Source organism: Amycolatopsis sp. NPDC051373, assembly GCF_040689465.1.
Classification (GTDB): domain Bacteria; phylum Actinomycetota; class Actinomycetes; order Mycobacteriales; family Pseudonocardiaceae; genus Amycolatopsis.
In genome coordinates this window covers 112,177-128,207 of sequence record NZ_JBFBAE010000007.1, presented here as the reverse complement: position 1 = coordinate 128,207, position 16,031 = coordinate 112,177, and the positions used below count along the sequence as shown (strand labels likewise).

The window sequence follows — 16,031 nt, the reverse complement described above, 5'->3', positions numbered from 1 at the left end:
GGCTGCGAACCGCGGACCCGTGGCCGCCGGCCGGTAGAGTCCACAAAGGACGACGGCGGGGAAGTCTGCCTCGCGGACGAGCCGGCATCGCCGCCCCGAACTCGGGCAGGGGTGGTGCCGAATGCGGCGAAACCGGTGATCGGCAAGGAAACCCCGGCGGCGTTCACCCGATCCGGTGGCCTTCGCGTGTCGAACGGCTGAGCGGGCCCGCCACCCCCGCGTCTGGGCCGAGACTCGCCCGGTGATGAACACCTCCCTCGACGACGCCGGCCGCTGCCTCCTCTCGGTGGCTTGGAACATCCGCACCGGCGTCCCGCGGGCGGGGGCCCGCAAGGAGGAGATCCGGGCCAGGCTGCAGGCCGTGTGCCGCTCGATGGGGCACGCCGCGTGCGCCCGCGCGGCGGCCGGTTCGCCGCCGGACCACGTGCCGTTCCTGAAGCTCGCGGACCTCGCCTACGAGATCGACACGCTCCTGCTGCTCGTCGACACCGCGCTGGCGCCCGACGTCGACCGCGACCGCCGCCGGTGGGCCGAGATCGAGTCGCTCGTCGCCGGCGTGGACGACCTCGTGGACCAGGCTGCGACCATCCTCGGAGGACAGCTCGCGGCCAGCCGCTGACGCTTTCCCCGCGAGGGGTGTTCGAATCCTGACAGGACTTGTGCGTTGCCCACTCGCCGTTTGACAGGGCGCGCACATTTTCCGGGGCCGAGGTGACCGGCGACGACCATGGACCTCGCCCGAGGGCATCACGGTCGGGCGCGGCCGGACGTGAACCTCGGCCGGCTGGACAAACGGTGGGTCGGGGCAGCGACGATGGCGCGCCCGACCGTCGTCAGTGGCGGACGCGGACCCCGGCCAGCACCGCGCTGAGGCTCGGCAGCCAGCGCTGCCGCGGGTCGGGGGCGGCGAGCCACTCCGTCGAGACGCCGGGGACCTGCGGGCCGATCGGCAGGGGGACGAGGGCGCCGCAGTCGAGGAGTTCGACGTCGGCGGGCAGGGTGGTGCGGGGCGGGACCAGGCCGTCGGTCTCAGCGAGGATGGCGACGCGCGGGCCGTGCTGCGTCGGCAGGACGAGGACGGGGCCCTGGCAGCCGGTGTCGGCGAGGTGGCGCAGCACCGGGCCGGCGGCGAGCTTCGGCAGGGTCACGGCGCACAGGCCGTTTTCGAGCGCGAGGAACAGCCGGCTGCCCTGCCAGCGCACCGACCAGCCGAAGAGCCGGCCGTAGTAGGCGTCGAATCGCTCGTGCGCGCGCTCAGCCGGCGCGAGCTCGGTCGGCTGGAGCTGCTGGTCGAGGCTCATCGTCGACGCCTTCCGGTCGTGGGGGAGTGGCCACAGGGGTCCGAGGTCCGACCACGAGTCTAACGGCACTCAGTGCCACTAGCAAGGCGGCCTGCTACCGTCTTCGGGCATGACGGAATCGCAGCGCCGCGCGCCGGCCACCCGGGTCGGGGCGACGCCCGCCGGCCGACGGCAGCTGCGCCGCGCGCTGTCCTCGGCGGCCGTGGACCTGTTCGTGGCCAACGGGTACGAGGCGACGACCGTCGACGAGATCGCCGCCGCGGCGGGGGTCGGGCGCCGCACGTTCTTCCGGTATTTCGACACCAAGGACGACGTGCTCTTCGCCAATCACGACGAGATCGTCACGGAGATGGAGCAGGCCTTCGAACGCGCGGATCCGTCGCGCGATCCGGTCGAGGTGGCTTGTTCGACGGTGAGCCTGGTGCTCGACTACTACGCCGCGGACCTCGACGTGTCGCTGAAGCGGTTCACGCTCACGCGGACGGTGGCTTCGTTGCGGGACAAGGAAGTCGCGACCGTCGACCGGTACCAGCGCGTGCTCGCGCGGTACCTGCAGACGCGGTTCGCCGAGCAGGGTGACGGCACGGCGAGCCTGCGAGCGGCCGTGGCCGCGGCGGCGATCGCGGCGGCGAACAACCATGTGCTGCGGCGATGGCTGCGCAGTGGCGGCAAGGACGACATCGCGGCGAGTGCGGCGCGGGCGTTTGCGCTGGTGGGGGACGCTTTTCGGCCGGTGAACGCCGAGACGACGGTGGTCGCGGTGTTGAGTACCGCGACGCCGCTGCCGGAGGTCATGGCGCGGCTCGGCGCGGCCTTCCAGGACTCGGAACAGGACTGATAACTGCACTCAGTGCCATTGCTCAGCGTGCCGTCGCGGCGATCTCGACCGGGTAGCCGCCGCGGAGGACGGCGATGGTCGCGGGTGGCGTGATGACCTGGGCCGTTCCGCGGCGGGGCAGGGCGTGGCGCGGGCCGTAGCCGGAGGTCGTCCAGTCGGTCAGGCCGCCGTCCACGACCAGTGCCGGGCCGTCTTCGCGCAGGACGAACACGCCATCCGGCAGCTCCGTCCACGGCAGCTCGTGCAGCCGGCGTCGGCGACCGGCGAGGCGTTCGGCGTGCAGCTGCTGGTTCATGGCCCGCGCGGACGGCGGCGCGACGTCCAGCGCCTCGGCCCAGCCGTCGCGGTACCTCACGTAGTCCGCGCGACGGCATTCCCCGCACGGGCGGTGCCCGGCGGCGAACGAGACGGCCTCGTCGTGGAAGTACAGGTGCGTGTAGCGGTGCGGCAGCCACTGCTCGCGCCACCGGCCGCGGAACTCGAGCCGGCAGGTGAGCCACAGGTCGCTCGCGTGGGTGCGCACGATCTCGTGTCCGGAGTGGAGAATGCCGCGGTTGCCCGTCCACGCGCCGCGCAGCGGAATCGCGACGATCTCGCCCAGCGGCGTCGCCCGGTTGCGCTCGGGCTCGCTAGCCACGGCCGGCTCCACTGTGCCTGGCGACGCTGTGCCGGACGACGCTGTGCCTGGCGACGCTGTGCCTGGCGACGCTGTGCCGGATAACGCTGTGCCTGGCGACGCCGTGCCGGACGACGCCGTGCCTGACGACACAGTGCCGGATAACGCTGTGCCTGACGATCGGATGGACGACAATGACCCGATGGTCCGCATCGCACGCGTCTACGACCCGGCCGGCCCCGACGACGGCACCCGCGTCCTCGTGGATCGCGTGTGGCCGCGCGGCCTGGCCAAGGCGAAGGCCGCCCTCGACGACTGGTGCAAGGCCGTCGCGCCCACCACCGAGCTGCGCAAGTGGTACGCGCACGACCCCGACCGGTTCGCCGAGTTCACCCGCCGCTACCGCGCGGAGCTCACCGCGCCCGGCCCGGCCGCCGAGGCCCTGGCCGCCCTGCGCGACCGCGCCGCACAGGGTCCGCTCACGCTGCTCACCGCGAGCCGCGCCCTGGACATCAGCCAGGCCGCCGTCCTGGCGCAGCTGCTTTCGGAAGACTGACACAGCCCCATCGTCCCCGCTCGCGGCACCGAGCGCTGGCAGGTTCGCGACACGCACGCGAAAGCTGCCGGCAGCCGAAGAACGGGCGCCGACGGCAACCGGGTTGCGCGGCTGCCACGGCGAGTGGCCTGGGCGGTTCTCGCATCCCCGCGGCGTCGGATACTGCCGGGTTCGCGACGCACACGTGAAAAAGCCGCTGCCGGCACCCGCGGAAGCGAGCGCCGGCAGCGGCCAAGGAGAAAAGCCTTACGGAGCCAGGTTCAGCTGCGTGGCATTCACCGCGTTGGCGACCTGGGTGCAGTCGGCCGTGGTGGTGCCGGCGACGCCGGTGCGGGCGTTGGTGATGCAGGCGGAGTTCAGCGCCGTGCCGAGGTCCTTGAAGGTGGACGTGGGGCGCAGCAGGTTCTCGACCTTCCACCACAGCGCGATGGCCTTGTCCTCGCCGATGCTGCGGACGGTCTGGCCGTTGAAGGTGTCGCCGTCGGTGATGAGGTAGTCCGTCTTGTCGACGACGCCGGCGTCGATGTGCGGGTCGCCGTTGGCGCCGACCCAGAACTGGCCGTTGACGCGGTCGGGGCTGGGGCCCTCGCCCGAGTTGGGCGGGTTCTTCATGTCCCGGACCTGCCCGATGGACGAGCCCGCGCCCATCAGCCAGCGGTTCGCGCCCTGCACGTTGGCGTCGCCGGACTTGATGGCGATGAACTGGCCCATCACGTCGGACATGCCCTCGTTGAGCGCGCCCGCGTAGCCGTTGCCGAGCTGCGAGGTGTGCTGGGTGACGCCGTGGGTGAGCTCGTGACCGGTGATGTCCATAGTGGTCACGCCCTCGCCGAAGGCCATTTGCTCGCCTTCCCAGAACGCGTTGGCCCACGGGCACTGCGTGTGGCGGCGACCGTCCGATTCGGTCTCGACCTCGCACATGCGCACAGTGGCGCGCAGGGCCTTGCCCTTGCCGTCGTGGTAGTCGGCGCCGATGTTGGCCGTCAGGTCGTACGAGGCGAACTGGGAGTAGAAGTTCTGTGCGTCGCCGAAGAAGTCGTAGACACTGTTGACGTCCGCCGTCGCGACCGCGGCCTGGCCCTCACCGCGGGTCACGCCGAACGCGGTGCCCACGCCGCAGCGCAGGTCGGCCAGCGTCGCGATGTCGAGGTCCACGACCTTGCGCTTCGCGTCGCACACCACGCGGTTGGTGGCAGCCTCCGACTCGCCCCACACCTGCAGGACCTTGCCGGTGTCGGCGCCAACGACGACCGTCCACTTGTCCTCGGGGTCCACGCCGTTGACGGGCACGAAGTAGGTCGGCACGGCGGTGGCGCTCGCGCCGTCGCCGCCGAGGCTGGCGTCGTACCAGTACGCGGTTTCCGCGCCGGTCTTCAGCACGCCGGCGTCCTTCTGTGCCACGGCGGTGTGCGCGGCCTTGGCCGCTCGGTCCTGCGCGCTCTTCGCGTCGGCCGGGAACGAGCCCTGCGTGCGCTGCGTGGTCTTGCCGAGCGCGGCCATGAGCGCGCCGCTGCCGTCGAGGTCCTGCACGATCTGCGCGCCGTACACCGGCACCCCGCCGACGTTCTGCTGCAGCCGCGCGACGCTGCCGCCCGGAAGGGACTGCACGCTGGTGAGCGTGAGATCGCCGACGGCGAGACCGAACTGCCGGGCCAGGTCCGCGGTGTGCGACTGCGCGGCCGCGGCGGCATTCCCGGCGAGGCCGCGTGCGGCGGCGACGGGGGCCGCGGGCTGGACGGCGATGACGCGGCCGAGGGAGTCGGTGCTCACCTGGGTCTGCTGGGGCGACGCGCTCGCGGCGCCACCGGCGGCCACGAGGATCGACGAAGCCGTAACTGCTGTAGCCAGCACGGCCAGTCGTTTCGAAGACATTCGGTCTACCTTCCGCACGGAGGGCCAACCCGAGTGGCCCGTGGAAGAAGTTTCGGATTCCGGTCCGAAACTCAGAAGCGCCGAAAGTAGGGAGTGGATCGTGGTCCAGCCATTGGATGGAAAATACCCAAAACGGACACGTTGGAGCGGATTTCGTTCTCCGCCAACGACTTCGGGCCTGGCGGCGAAAACGGCCGATGTCCAGGATGTGGGATCAGAGAACCGCGGCTTGCGCGTGGAATTCGCGCCGCACCTTTTCGATCCCGGGCGTGGACCGCGAAGGGTGCACGCGGTTCGTCAGCAGCACGTAGAAACGGCCACGCTCCGGCTCGACCCACAGACTGGTCCCGGTGAAGCCGGTGTGGCCGTAAGCGGTGGGTTCCAAGGCGGTGCCGACGGGGGAGCCCGGCACGTCGAGGCCCTGCCAGGCGAGTCCGCGGCGCAGCGCGAGACCTTCGGTGTGGCAGGCGATCATCTCCGCGTGTGACGCGGGTTTGAGCAGCTCCTGCGCGCCGCCGGCCAGCGCCCGCCCGAGCCGCTCGACGTCGCCGAGCGTGGCGAACAAGCCGGCGTGCCCGCAGATCCCGCCCAGCACCACGGCGTTCTCGTCGTGCACCTGTCCACACACGACCCGGCCGCGCCACGGACAGTCCTCAGTGGCCACCGCGTCGGCCAGAAACCCCTCGGCAGGTCCGAAACCGGTGGCCGTGAGCCCCAATGGCTGCGTGACGAGCTCCGCCACGAGCCGGTCGAGCGGCGCACCGGCCGCGGCCTCGGCGATCAGCCCGAGCAGGATGAACCCCTGCGACGAATACTCGACCCGCGTGCCGGGCGAAGAACGCAACGGCCCCGTCCGGATCGCCTCCAGCAGTGCGTGTCGCGTCGGATGTTCGCGGTAGAGCGGAGTGCCGCCGGGCAGCCCGGACGTGTGCGCGAGCAGCTGCCGCACGGTGATCCCGGCCTTGTCGCCGCCCGCATACGCCGGCAGGTGCCGGGGGAGTGGCTCGTCGAGGTCGAGCAGCCCCCGTTCGGCCAGCGCCACCACCACGATCCCGACGACCGGCTTCGTCACCGACGCGAGGTCCCACCGGCTGTCCTCAGTCGCCTCCGGGCCGCCGTGCCAACGCGTACCGAGCACCCCGCGGTCGAGTACCTCGTCGGCAGTGCCGACAGACCACGCCGCGGCCGAGAACAAACCCGACGCAGACGCAAGAAGATCGAGCAGCTCAGTCCTCATCGGACACCGCCTGCAAACCGGCCGGCCCCAGCTTCGCCGAGATCCGGTTCGCCGCCTCGGCCACCAGTGGGCCGAGCGCCGCAAACGCCTCCGGCTGCAGAGTGAACGTCAGCCCCGACACGCTGACCGCTCCGGCGACCACCCCGTCGGCATCCACCACCGGCGCCGCCACACACCGCACGTGCGCCTCGTACTGCTCGTCGTCGACCACGTACCCGAGACTGTCCACAGTGGCCAGCGAAGCGCGGATGGCGGCCGGATCCGTCGAAGTCTTCGCCGTCCACGCCTTCAACGGCCCGGAGAGCACCGCGTCGACCTCGGTCTCCGGCAACCGCGACAGGATCGCCCGCCCGACGCCCGTGCAGTACAGCGGCACCTCGCCGCCCGGCCGCGTGTTCAGCCGGTACGCCTGCTGCGGCTCGAGCTTCTCCACGTACACCGCCCGGTCGGCGTGGCGCACCGCGTAGTGCACCGTGTGCCCGGTCCGCCGCCGCAGGTCGGCGAGTACGGGGCGGGTGGACCGGGTGGTGCGGCTGCCGGCGAGCACGGCGGCCGAGAGTCCGAGCAGTCGCGGCCCGACGTCGTACTGGCCACCGCCCGTCGCGGCGGCGAAACCGGCGTCCGCGAACGTCTGCAGCATGCGGTGCGCGGTGGGTTTCGGCAGGTCGCAGGCCCTCGCGACGTCGGCGAGCCGGTGCGGCCCACCCGGGAGCGCGAGTGTCGCCAGCACTTCGAGCGCCTTGTCCACCGCGCCGCGGGGACTGTTCGCCGAGTCGTTGACAGCCTTGGTCACGGCGCCTACCTTAGCGCAATCGCATTCCATCTGACGGAACGGTCTTTCACTTCACGAAACGATCGAAAGGAGTAGGCGCCCCGTGGCCCCTCCGCGTCCCCGCCTGTCCCGCCGCGACGCCCTCCGGCTCGGTGGCCTCGCGCTGCCCGCGCTCGCTGTGGGCGGCCTGCTCACCGCGTGCGGCAGCGCCGCCGGCACTCCCGGCACCGTGCTGCGCGTGGCCCAGACCTCGGACCCGAAAACCCTGGATCCCCAGAAACAGGGCGACCTGACCTCCATGAACGTGCTGATCAACATGTTCGACACGCTCACCACCCGAGGTCCGGACAACCAGCTCAAACCCGGGCTGGCCCTGTCGTGGTCCTCGCCCGACCCGCTGACCTGGCGCTTCAAACTCCGGCCCGGCGTGAAGTTCCACAACGGCGAGCCGTGTGACGCCGAGGCCGTGGCCTTCAGCATCAACCGGTTGCTCGACCCCGCCACGAAGTCACCGATCGTCGAGCTGCGCTACGTGAAGCAGGCCGTCGTCGTCGACCCACTGACGGTGGACCTGCGCTGCAGCGCTGCCGACCCGATCATCCCCGCGAAGGTCTCGCTGTTCGGCGGCGTCGCCGTGCCACCGAAGTACCTCAAGCAGGTCGGTTCGGCCGGCTTCGCGAAGCATCCGGTAGGCACCGGGCCGTTCACCTTCGAGAAGTTCGAGCGCGACCACCAGCTGCGGATGCGCGCGAACCCCGCCTACTGGGGCGGCAAACCGGCCTACGACGAGCTCGTGTTCCTGCCGATGGCCGACCCGTCGTCCTCGCTCGCGTCGCTGCAGAGCGACGAGGTCGACATCGTCGCGGGCCTGACGCCCGATGCCGCGCTGCAGATCCAGGGGTACCCGGGCGTCGAGATCCGCCACTTCCCGGGCATCCGCACCTCGTACCTCTCGCTCGACACCACGCAGGGCCCGTTGCGCGACGTGCGGGTGCGCCAGGCGCTCAACCACGCCGTCGACGTGCCGCTGCTGATCAAGGCGGTGCTCGACGGCAAGGCCCGCGAGGTGCCGACGATGTTCCCGCGCGAGTCGTTCGGCTTCGACCCGTCGATCGCGCCGTACACCCGCGACCTCGGCGAAGCCAAGCGGTTGCTCACCGAAGCCGGTTTCCCGAACGGCTTCGACACCTCGATCACCGCGCTGACGGCCGACTCCAACGTCGCCGAAGCGATCTCCGGGCTGCTGGCGAAGGTCGGCGTGCGGGCGCGCGTCGACCTGATGGACTCCGGCACCTACACCAGCCGCCTCACCTCGAACAACCGCAGCGCGCTCGGCCCGATCTACCTCGCCGCCAGCACCGGCTGGACGCTCGACGCCGAGAGCCTCGTGCAGTCCAACGTCCGCCACGACCGGCGGCAGAGCCGCTGGCACAACGCCGACGCCGACCGGCTCATCGACGCCGAGGAGCTCTCCCTCGCACCCGCCGCCCGGCAGCAGGCGTTCACGTCGCTGCAGAAACTTCTGAAGCAGGAGGCGCCGTTCGTGTTCCTCTACCAGATCGACAACACCTACGCGGTCAACACGAGGCCGACGTGGCAGCCCGGTGTCGTCGGCGTGCTCGCCATGGCCTCGGCGAAGGTGACCCCGTGACGGCGCCGGTCACCACCGCCACCCGGCCGGTCGCGCGAGCCGGGGCGGGCGTGCTGCGGGTGGTCGTGACGAAGGTGCTCACCGCGATCGTCGTGCTGTTCTTCGTGGCCACGGCGGCGTTCCTGCTCGTGCGGCTCTCGGGCGACCCCGTGAAGCTGATCCTGCCGCCCGACGCCACCGCGGCCCAGGAGGCGACGCTGCGCGCGAGCCTCGGGCTCGACCGGCCGCTGATCACGCAGTACCTCGACTACCTCGCCGGCCTGCCGCGGCTTCAGCTCGGCAATTCGCTCGTCTACGACCAGCCGGTGACCGACGTGCTGTTCTCCCGCGTCCCGGCGACGCTGGAGCTGGCCGGTTCCGCGCTGCTCGTGGCGCTGGCACTGGCCGTGCCGGCGGGCACGTTCGCCGCGATGCGCCGCGGCCGCGCCGGTGACTCCGGCGTGATGGCCGGTGTCCTGGTCGGACAGTCCACTCCGGCCTTCTGGGTCGGGATCCTGCTCATCCTGATCTTCGCCGTGCAGCTGAAGATCCTGCCGGCTTCGGGCTACGGCGGCATCGAGCACCTGATCCTGCCCGCCGTGACGCTGGCCGTGTACTCGGTGGCGGTGATCGCGCGGCTGCTGCGCTCGTCGCTGATCGACGTGCTCGGCTCGGACTTCATCCGCACCGCGAAAGCCAAGGGCCTCGGCACCGGCGGGATCGTGCTGGGCCACGGCATGCGCAACGCCGCGCTGCCCGTGGTCACGGTCATCGGCCTCGAGGTCGGCTCGCTCCTGGGCGGCGCGATCCTCACGGAGCAGGTGTTCTCGTGGCCCGGTCTCGGCCGGCTCACGGTCGAGGCGATCCAGAACCGCGACTTCCCGCTCGTGCAGGCGGCGGTGCTGTTCTTCGCAGCCACGTTCGTGATCGTGAACCTGCTGGTGGACCTGTCCTACACAATTCTCGACCCGAGGGTGCGGGTGACCTCATGACCGCCATCACCGCTGTCGCCGCCGCCGCGCGGTCGGCCCGGCCGAGCGCCGTGCGCGCGATGTTGCGCAACCGGCTGGGTGCCGTCGCCGTGACCGTGCTCGTGCTGATGGTGCTCATCGCGCTGTTCGCGCCGCTGATCGCGCCGTACGACCCGGGCGCGCAGGACCTGCTCGTGCGCCTGCACCCGCCGGCGTGGCAGTCGGGTGGCGACGCGAGCCATCTGCTCGGCACCGACCAGCTCGGCCGCGACATCCTGTCGAGGCTCTTCTACGGCGCCCGGATCTCGCTGCTCGTCGGCGCCTGCGCCGCTCTGCTGGCGGGGATCGTCGGCGCCGCGATCGGGCTTGTGGCCGGGTTCCTCGGCGGCTGGTTCGACCGGATCCTCATGCGCCTGGCCGACATCCAGCTCGCGTTCCCGCCGATCCTGCTGGCGCTCGCGATCGTCGGGTTCCTCGGCTCGGGCCTGTGGTACGTGGTGCTCGTGCTCGGCTTCACCGGCTGGGTCTCCTACGCCCGCGTGATCCGCTCCGAGGTGCTTTCCTTGCGCACCAGGGAGTTCGTCACGGAGGCGCGGGCGATCGGCGTCACCGACCTCGCGATCATGCGCCGCCACCTGCTGCCCAACGTGATGGCGCCGCTCGCCACCATCGGCACGCTGCACGTGGCCGCCGCGATCGTGGCCGAGGCGTCGCTGAGCTACCTCGGCCTCGGCGTGCCGAAACAGACCGTGACGTGGGGCGGCATGCTCAGCGACGGCCAGCTGTACCTGGGCACGTCGTGGTGGGTGGCCGTGTTCCCCGGCATCGCGCTGATGCTCACCGCGCTGTCCGTCAACATCACCGGAGACGTCCTGCGCGACGTCGCGGACCCGAAGGCGTACCGCTCATGAGCCTCGTGGAGATCAAGGACCTGCGGGTCGAGTTCCGGCTCGACACCGGCACGGTCACGGCCGTCGACGGCGTGAGCTTCGCCGTGGACGAGGGTGAGACGCTGGCGGTCGTGGGAGAGTCGGGCAGCGGCAAAACGGCCACAGCGCTGTCGCTGCTGCGGCTCAACCCCGAACCGCCGTGCGTCTACGAGGGCGAGGTGCTGCTCGACGGGCGCGACGTGCTGCGACTGTCCGAAAAGGACCTCCGGCAAGTGCGCGGCAACGACGTCGCCATGGTCTTCCAGGACCCGATGACGAGCCTCAACCCCGTCAAACGGGTTGGTGCGCAGGTCGCGGAAGTCGTCCGCCGGCACGCACGTGCTTCGCGGGCCGACGCGGCCAAAGCCGCGGTCGAAGCGCTGGCCGAGGCCGGGATCCCGGACGCGGGGCGGCGGGCGGCCCAGTACCCGCACCAGCTTTCCGGTGGGCTGCGCCAGCGCGTGATGATCGCGATGGCGCTGGTCGGCCGGCCGCGGGTGCTCGTGGCCGACGAGCCGACGACCGCGCTCGACGTGACCGTGCAGGCGCAGATCCTGGAGCTGCTGGTGGAGCTGCAGCGCCGCCACGGCATGGCGATCGTGCTCATCACCCACGACCTGGGTGTGGTGGCCGAGGTCGCGGACCGGGTCGTGGTGATGCGCTCGGGCCGCGTGGTCGAGACCGGCGGCGTGCTGCCGGTGTTCGAGACACCGCAAGAGGAGTACACGCGCGAGCTGCTGCGCGCCACACCGAAGCTGGAGCGGGTATGACGAACCTGGTCGAGATCCGGGGCCTGCGCAAGGACTACGGCGCGGTGGCCGCCGTGGACGACGTCGACCTCGACGTGGTCTCCGGCGAGACGCTCGCCGTCGTCGGCGAATCGGGGTCGGGCAAGACGACGCTGACGCGGCTGTTGCTGCGACTGGCGGAACCGACGGCGGGCAGTGTCCGCTTCGACGGCGCCGACCTGGCGACGCTGCCCGCGGCCCGCCTGCGCAAGGTGCGCCGCGAGATGCAGGTGGTGCTGCAGGATCCGTACTCCAGCATGAACCCGCGCCTGCGCGTCACCGAGATCGTGGGCGAACCGCTGGTCACGCACGAGCGTGGCCTGCGCGGTCGGCGTGGCCGCACGCGGTTGCGCGCGCGGGTCGGCGAGCTGCTCGACGCCGTCGGCCTCGCGCCGGAGGTGCAGGACCGCTACCCGCACGAGTTCTCCGGAGGGCAGCGCCAGCGCATCTCCATCGCCCGCGCGCTCGCCCTCGAACCGCGGCTGGTCGTGCTGGACGAGCCGACGAGCGCCCTCGACGTCTCCGTGCAGGCGCAGGTGCTCGACTTGCTCGCCGAACTGCAGTCGCGGCTACAGCTGACGTACGTATTCGTGTCGCACAACCTCGCGGTCGTGCAGCAGATCGCCGACCGGGTGGCGGTGATGCGCGCGGGCCGGATCGTGGAGCTCGCGTCGAAACAGCGGCTCTTCTCGGCGCCGGAGCACGACTACACGCGGACGTTGCTCGACGCGGTGCCGGACCCGGATCCGCGGCGGGCCCGGCGATGGGCCGCGTCGTGAGGTGGCCGACGTGAGCTCAGTGCCGCGACAGCACCAGGCCCGCGCCGCCGAGCAGCACGATGTCGTCGGCCGGGCCGGTGTTGACCAGCACCCGCGGGGGTTCCGCGCCGGTGGCCCACGACGAGTCCTCGCGCAGCCGGTGCTCGATGCGGGCGCGGAACGCTTCGCCGCCATCGGAGGCTTCGCCGTGCAGGATGAAGAGGCCGGGGGCGAACAGCTGCTGGATGTTGACCAGGCCCAGGGCGATGTTGCCCGCGTAGTCGTCGAGCAGCGGGTCGCCGGCCAGCTCGCGGACACCGCGGGCGGCCAGGCCGCGCCGTTCGGCCTCGGCGCGCAGCCACGACGTGGTCGCGACGGTTTTCCAGCAGCCGCGCGCGCCGCAGGTGCAGGGCAGGCCGCTGGCGGCCACCGTCATGTGCGCGCCGCTGCGCCCGCCCGGAGGGGCGAGCACCTCGCCGTCGTAGAGGATGCCGACGCCGAGGACCTCGCCGGTGGACACCGACGCGAACGTCGTGCGGCCGCGGCCCGGGCCGAACCAGCGGTCGCCGAGGACCTGCACGCGGGCGAGGTGCTCCACGTGCACAGGGACACCCACGAGCCGGGTCACCACTTCGGCCACGGGGTAGCCGTGCAGCGCGGGCACCTCGTGGACCTCGATGATCACGCCTGCCGACGCGTCGACCAGGCCCGCGGCGGCGATCCCGACACCGGCCGGCGGACTGGGGAAGCGCACCGCCGAGGTGAGCGCGGCGTCGATCTCGCCGGGGTCGGCCGTGCCGTGCGGGTACGTCGCCTCGGCCTGCCAGCGCACCGTGCCCGACAGGTCGAGCAACGCGGCGCGCACACGCCCGGGCACCAGCTCGACAGCGCCGAGCAGTGGTGCGTCCGGCGTGCGCGGCTCGGCAGCCGGGACCAGCCGCAGTACTGGCCGTTCGCCGGAACTCATGCGGTCACGATGCCACGCCCGGCCCGACGAGGGGAGCCCACATGCCCGAACTGACGCGGATGACCTGGCGGGAGGTGCGCGCGGCCGCGCCGTCGGCCATCGCGGTGCTGCCGATCGGCTCGCAGGAGCAGCACGCGGGCCACCTGCCGATGGGCACCGACACGATGCTCGCCGAGGCCGTGGTCGACGGCGCGCTCACCCGCCTCGGCGGCGATCCGGAGGTCGTGCGGCTGCCCGCGCTGCCGTTCGGCCACAGCCCGCACCACCTGTTCGCCGCGGCTGTGTCGCTCTCGGCCGCCACGCTGCAGGCCGTGCTCGCCGACGTGCTCGATTCGCTCGTGCGCAGCGGCTTCCGGCGCGTGTTCGTGGTCAACGGCCACGGCGGCAACGACGAGATCATGCGCCTGGCGGTGAAGCAGTACGCGCTGCAGGCCGACGTCGCGCTCGCCGCGTGCTCGTACTGGTCGCTCGGCGAAGCCGCTTCGCCCGGCCACGCAGGGCTGTTCGAGACGTCGTTGATGCTCGCCGCGAAGCCGGACCTGGTGCGCGAACCCGCGCCGCGGCCGGACGTGACCCCGCCGCCGCTGTTCGACCGGCCGCCCTATCCCGGGCTGACGGTCGAGCGCCACGGCGAGTGGGCCCGTGTCGGCGGCTCCACCGACGACGCCACGGCGGCGACCGCCGACCGCGGTGCCGACCTGCTCGACCGGCGGGTGGCGGCCCTCGCGGCCGCGATCCGCGCCTTCGCCGGCGCCACCCGCGAACACGCTCAAACCGAAGGGGAGGCATGAAGATCACCGACGCCGACGTGCAGGTCGTGAACCTGCCGTTGACCAACCCGTTCACCAGCTCGTTCGAGACCAAGACGGGGGAGACCCGCACGGTCGTGCGCCTGCGCACCGACACCGGTGTGGAGGGCTGGGGCGAGACGATGTGGGGCCGCCCGGTCGCGGAGCTCACGCGCCAGCTCGGCGCGGAGCTGGTGGGCAAGAGCCCGTTCGCGCTGGAGGCGTTCCACCAGCGGCATCACATGGTGCCCTTCTTCCACGGCTACCTGGGCTACGCGGCGCTGGCGGCGCTGGACGTCGCGTGCTGGGACGTGATGGGCAAGGCCACCGGCCAGCGCGTGACCGACCTGCTCGGTGGCCCGGTGCGCGAGGAGGTGCCGATCACCGCGCTGGTGACCCGCGCCGACGCGCCGGGCGCGCAGGGCCGTGAGCTGGCGCAGGGGATCGCTGAGCACGCGGCGAAGGTCGTGGCCGAAGGCGGCTTCACGGCCGTGAAGCTCAAGGGCACCACGGATGTCTTCGGTGACGTCAAGATCATGCGGGAGCTGCGGCGGGCGCTGCCGGACGTCCAGCTGCGCGTGGACCCGAACGCCGCGTGGTCCGTGCCCGACTCGATCCGCGCGGGGCTGGCGATGGAGGAACTCGACCTGGAGTATCTCGAAGACCCGTGCGTGGGCATCGAGGGCATGAGCCAGGTCCGCGCGAAGGTGCGGATTCCCTTGTGCACCAACATGTGCGTGGTGCGGTTCGAGGAGTTCGCCCCGGCGATGCGGCTCGGCGCGGTGGACGTGATCCACGGCGACGTCTACAAGTGGGGCGGCATCGCGGCGACGAAGGCGCTCGCCGCGCACTGCGAGACGTTCGGTCTCGGCATGAACCTGCACAGCGGCGGCGAGCTCGGCATCGCGACGGCCGCGCATCTCGCCGTGGTCGCCAGCACGCCGGTGCTCTCGCGCGCGATCGACAGCATGTACTACCTGCACGTGGACGACATCGTCCAGCCGCTGCACCTGGAGGACGGCCGTCTGCGCGTGCCGACCGGTCCCGGCCTGGGCGTGGAGGTCGACGAGGACAAGCTGGCCTTCTACGCGGCGAAGAACGCCGCCGAAGGCGACCTCACCGGCTGACGCGCGCGAGCACGTCGTCGAGGGAGCACGCCAGCGCTTCGGGCGAGCCGTGCAGGTGGGACAGCGCGGTGCCGCCCTGCTGGGCGGTGAGCAGCGTCAGGGCGAGGTGCTCCGGGGAGACGTCCTCGGAGATCTCGCCCGCAGCCTGGGCGCGGCGAACGAGCGTGGTGATCGCGTCCTGCCAGCGGTCGAAGAGGCGCGCGAGGGTGGTGCGCAGCTCGGCGTCGTCGTCGACCTGGCCGACGAAGGCGCCGAGCGGGCAGTTGCCGTAGTCGCTCTCGTCGGCCGCGGCGAGTACCTCGTCGCGCCAGCGGCGCAGGTCGGTGCACTCCTCGTCCTGCAGCGACGGCTGCGCGGCCAGCACGCGCGCCAGCTGGTGCTCCAGCACGGCGACGGCGAGGTCCTGCTTGCCGCCGAAGTAGTGGTACAGCTGGGATTTGCCGGTGCCGCTCTCGGCGAGCACCTCCTCCAGCGGCGTGCCGCCGATGCCGCGCTCGTGCATCAGCCGCGCGGCCGTGGTCACGATCTTCTCGCGCGTGCGGCGGCCGCGGCTCGTGGTCGGTTCGGGGCGCATCTACGCGGGATAGGTCTCGTAGTGGCGGGTGTCGAGCGTCGCGGGGTCGAACTTGCCCGCGATCGAGCCGATCCACTGCTTGAACAGCGGGCTCGACCGGAAGCCCTGCTCGTGCGCCTCGACCGACGTCCAGTCCACCGACACCGTGAAGCGGCCGGGCTCCTCGACGCAGCGACTGACCGTGGCCGACAGGCAGTCCGGGTGCTCGCGCAGGTAGGGCACGCCCGAGGCGATGGCCCGGCCCAGCTCGTCCTCGCCGCCGGTCAGCGCGGTGAGGGTGGCGACTTCGGTGACCATGAGTGCCTCC

The 16,031-nt window shown here is 71.8% G+C and carries 18 protein-coding genes; 10 read left to right on the top strand and 8 right to left on the bottom strand.

The window, feature by feature from the left end; genetic code table 11:
* Nucleotides 1-244: 244 nt before the first annotated feature.
* Nucleotides 245-619, top strand: coding sequence for a hypothetical protein (locus tag AB0383_RS15045; protein ID WP_364175722.1), 375 nt, complete (start codon nucleotides 245-247; stop codon nucleotides 617-619).
* 214 nt (nucleotides 620-833) lie between these two features.
* On the opposite strand, the gene AB0383_RS15040 is transcribed toward AB0383_RS15045, so the two are convergent.
* A complete protein-coding gene (locus AB0383_RS15040; RefSeq protein ID WP_364175404.1) occupies nucleotides 834-1,301 on the bottom strand; it encodes a hypothetical protein in 468 nt (155 codons plus the stop codon).
* 109 nt (nucleotides 1,302-1,410) lie between these two features.
* Between AB0383_RS15040 and AB0383_RS15035 the strand changes: the two genes are divergently transcribed.
* The gene (locus AB0383_RS15035; protein WP_364175406.1) at nucleotides 1,411-2,139 is read left to right on the top strand and encodes a TetR family transcriptional regulator; all 729 of its coding nucleotides are present in this window, start codon (nucleotides 1,411-1,413) and stop codon (nucleotides 2,137-2,139) included.
* A 22-nt stretch (nucleotides 2,140-2,161) separates the two neighbouring features.
* Here AB0383_RS15035 and AB0383_RS15030 read toward each other — a convergent pair whose 3' ends face one another.
* Complete coding sequence (locus AB0383_RS15030) at nucleotides 2,162-2,776, bottom strand: hypothetical protein (RefSeq protein ID WP_364175408.1); 615 nt, start codon at nucleotides 2,774-2,776, stop codon at nucleotides 2,162-2,164.
* Between the two features lie 181 nt (nucleotides 2,777-2,957).
* On the opposite strand from AB0383_RS15030, the gene AB0383_RS15025 reads away from it, so the two are divergent.
* Nucleotides 2,958-3,311 carry a DUF488 family protein gene (locus AB0383_RS15025; RefSeq protein WP_364175411.1) on the top strand — a complete coding sequence of 118 codons (354 nt, stop codon included), beginning with the start codon at nucleotides 2,958-2,960 and terminating at the stop codon, nucleotides 3,309-3,311.
* A 246-nt stretch (nucleotides 3,312-3,557) separates the two neighbouring features.
* Here AB0383_RS15025 and AB0383_RS15020 read toward each other — a convergent pair whose 3' ends face one another.
* The 3 genes from AB0383_RS15020 to AB0383_RS15010 all read right to left on the bottom strand — a co-directional run bounded on the left by AB0383_RS15020 (nucleotide 3,558) and on the right by AB0383_RS15010 (nucleotide 7,213).
* A complete protein-coding gene (locus AB0383_RS15020) occupies nucleotides 3,558-5,183 on the bottom strand; it encodes a M4 family metallopeptidase (RefSeq protein ID WP_364175414.1) in 1,626 nt (541 codons plus the stop codon).
* 214 nt (nucleotides 5,184-5,397) lie between these two features.
* On the bottom strand, nucleotides 5,398-6,420 hold the full coding sequence (locus AB0383_RS15015) for a serine hydrolase domain-containing protein (protein ID WP_364175417.1): 1,023 nt from the start codon (nucleotides 6,418-6,420) through the stop codon (nucleotides 5,398-5,400).
* A complete protein-coding gene (locus tag AB0383_RS15010; RefSeq protein WP_364175420.1) occupies nucleotides 6,410-7,213 on the bottom strand; it encodes an IclR family transcriptional regulator in 804 nt (267 codons plus the stop codon). Before AB0383_RS15010 ends, AB0383_RS15015 begins: the two co-directional genes overlap by 11 nt.
* A gap of 82 nt (nucleotides 7,214-7,295) precedes the next feature.
* Between AB0383_RS15010 and AB0383_RS15005 the strand changes: the two genes are divergently transcribed.
* The 5 genes from AB0383_RS15005 to AB0383_RS14985 are packed head-to-tail and all read left to right on the top strand — an operon-like array spanning nucleotide 7,296 to nucleotide 12,289.
* Nucleotides 7,296-8,843, top strand: a complete 1,548-nt coding sequence (locus AB0383_RS15005; protein ID WP_364175423.1) for an ABC transporter substrate-binding protein — start codon at nucleotides 7,296-7,298, stop codon at nucleotides 8,841-8,843.
* Nucleotides 8,840-9,814 carry an ABC transporter permease gene (locus AB0383_RS15000; protein ID WP_364175425.1) on the top strand — a complete coding sequence of 325 codons (975 nt, stop codon included), beginning with the start codon at nucleotides 8,840-8,842 and terminating at the stop codon, nucleotides 9,812-9,814. The genes AB0383_RS15005 and AB0383_RS15000 overlap by 4 nt, the downstream gene beginning before the upstream one ends.
* Nucleotides 9,811-10,704 (top strand): ABC transporter permease, encoded by an 894-nt coding sequence (locus AB0383_RS14995; protein WP_364175428.1) that lies wholly within the window; start codon nucleotides 9,811-9,813, stop codon nucleotides 10,702-10,704. Before AB0383_RS15000 ends, AB0383_RS14995 begins: the two co-directional genes overlap by 4 nt.
* Nucleotides 10,701-11,492 (top strand): ABC transporter ATP-binding protein, encoded by a 792-nt coding sequence (locus tag AB0383_RS14990; protein ID WP_364175431.1) that lies wholly within the window; start codon nucleotides 10,701-10,703, stop codon nucleotides 11,490-11,492. The genes AB0383_RS14995 and AB0383_RS14990 overlap by 4 nt, the downstream gene beginning before the upstream one ends.
* A complete protein-coding gene (locus AB0383_RS14985) occupies nucleotides 11,489-12,289 on the top strand; it encodes an ATP-binding cassette domain-containing protein (protein WP_364175438.1) in 801 nt (266 codons plus the stop codon). The genes AB0383_RS14990 and AB0383_RS14985 overlap by 4 nt, the downstream gene beginning before the upstream one ends.
* A 16-nt stretch (nucleotides 12,290-12,305) precedes the next feature.
* Here AB0383_RS14985 and AB0383_RS14980 read toward each other — a convergent pair whose 3' ends face one another.
* The gene (locus AB0383_RS14980; protein ID WP_366187528.1) at nucleotides 12,306-13,235 is read right to left on the bottom strand and encodes an ROK family protein; all 930 of its coding nucleotides are present in this window, start codon (nucleotides 13,233-13,235) and stop codon (nucleotides 12,306-12,308) included.
* A 41-nt stretch (nucleotides 13,236-13,276) separates the two neighbouring features.
* Here AB0383_RS14980 and AB0383_RS14975 point away from each other — a divergent pair, with 41 nt between their 5' ends.
* Both AB0383_RS14975 and AB0383_RS14970 read left to right on the top strand, forming a co-directional pair.
* Nucleotides 13,277-14,026, top strand: coding sequence for a creatininase family protein (locus AB0383_RS14975; protein ID WP_366187526.1), 750 nt, complete (start codon nucleotides 13,277-13,279; stop codon nucleotides 14,024-14,026).
* Nucleotides 14,023-15,150 carry an enolase C-terminal domain-like protein gene (locus AB0383_RS14970; protein WP_366187524.1) on the top strand — a complete coding sequence of 376 codons (1,128 nt, stop codon included), beginning with the start codon at nucleotides 14,023-14,025 and terminating at the stop codon, nucleotides 15,148-15,150. The genes AB0383_RS14975 and AB0383_RS14970 overlap by 4 nt, the downstream gene beginning before the upstream one ends.
* Here AB0383_RS14970 and AB0383_RS14965 read toward each other — a convergent pair.
* Together AB0383_RS14965 and AB0383_RS14960 are read right to left on the bottom strand one after the other, a co-directional pair.
* Nucleotides 15,140-15,724: a TetR/AcrR family transcriptional regulator gene (locus tag AB0383_RS14965; protein WP_364175450.1), complete on the bottom strand. Its 585-nt coding sequence runs from the start codon at nucleotides 15,722-15,724 to the stop codon at nucleotides 15,140-15,142. The genes AB0383_RS14970 and AB0383_RS14965 overlap by 11 nt on opposite strands.
* Nucleotides 15,725-16,021, bottom strand: a complete 297-nt coding sequence (locus AB0383_RS14960; protein ID WP_364175453.1) for an antibiotic biosynthesis monooxygenase family protein — start codon at nucleotides 16,019-16,021, stop codon at nucleotides 15,725-15,727.
* Between the last annotated feature and the right edge of the window lie 10 nt (nucleotides 16,022-16,031).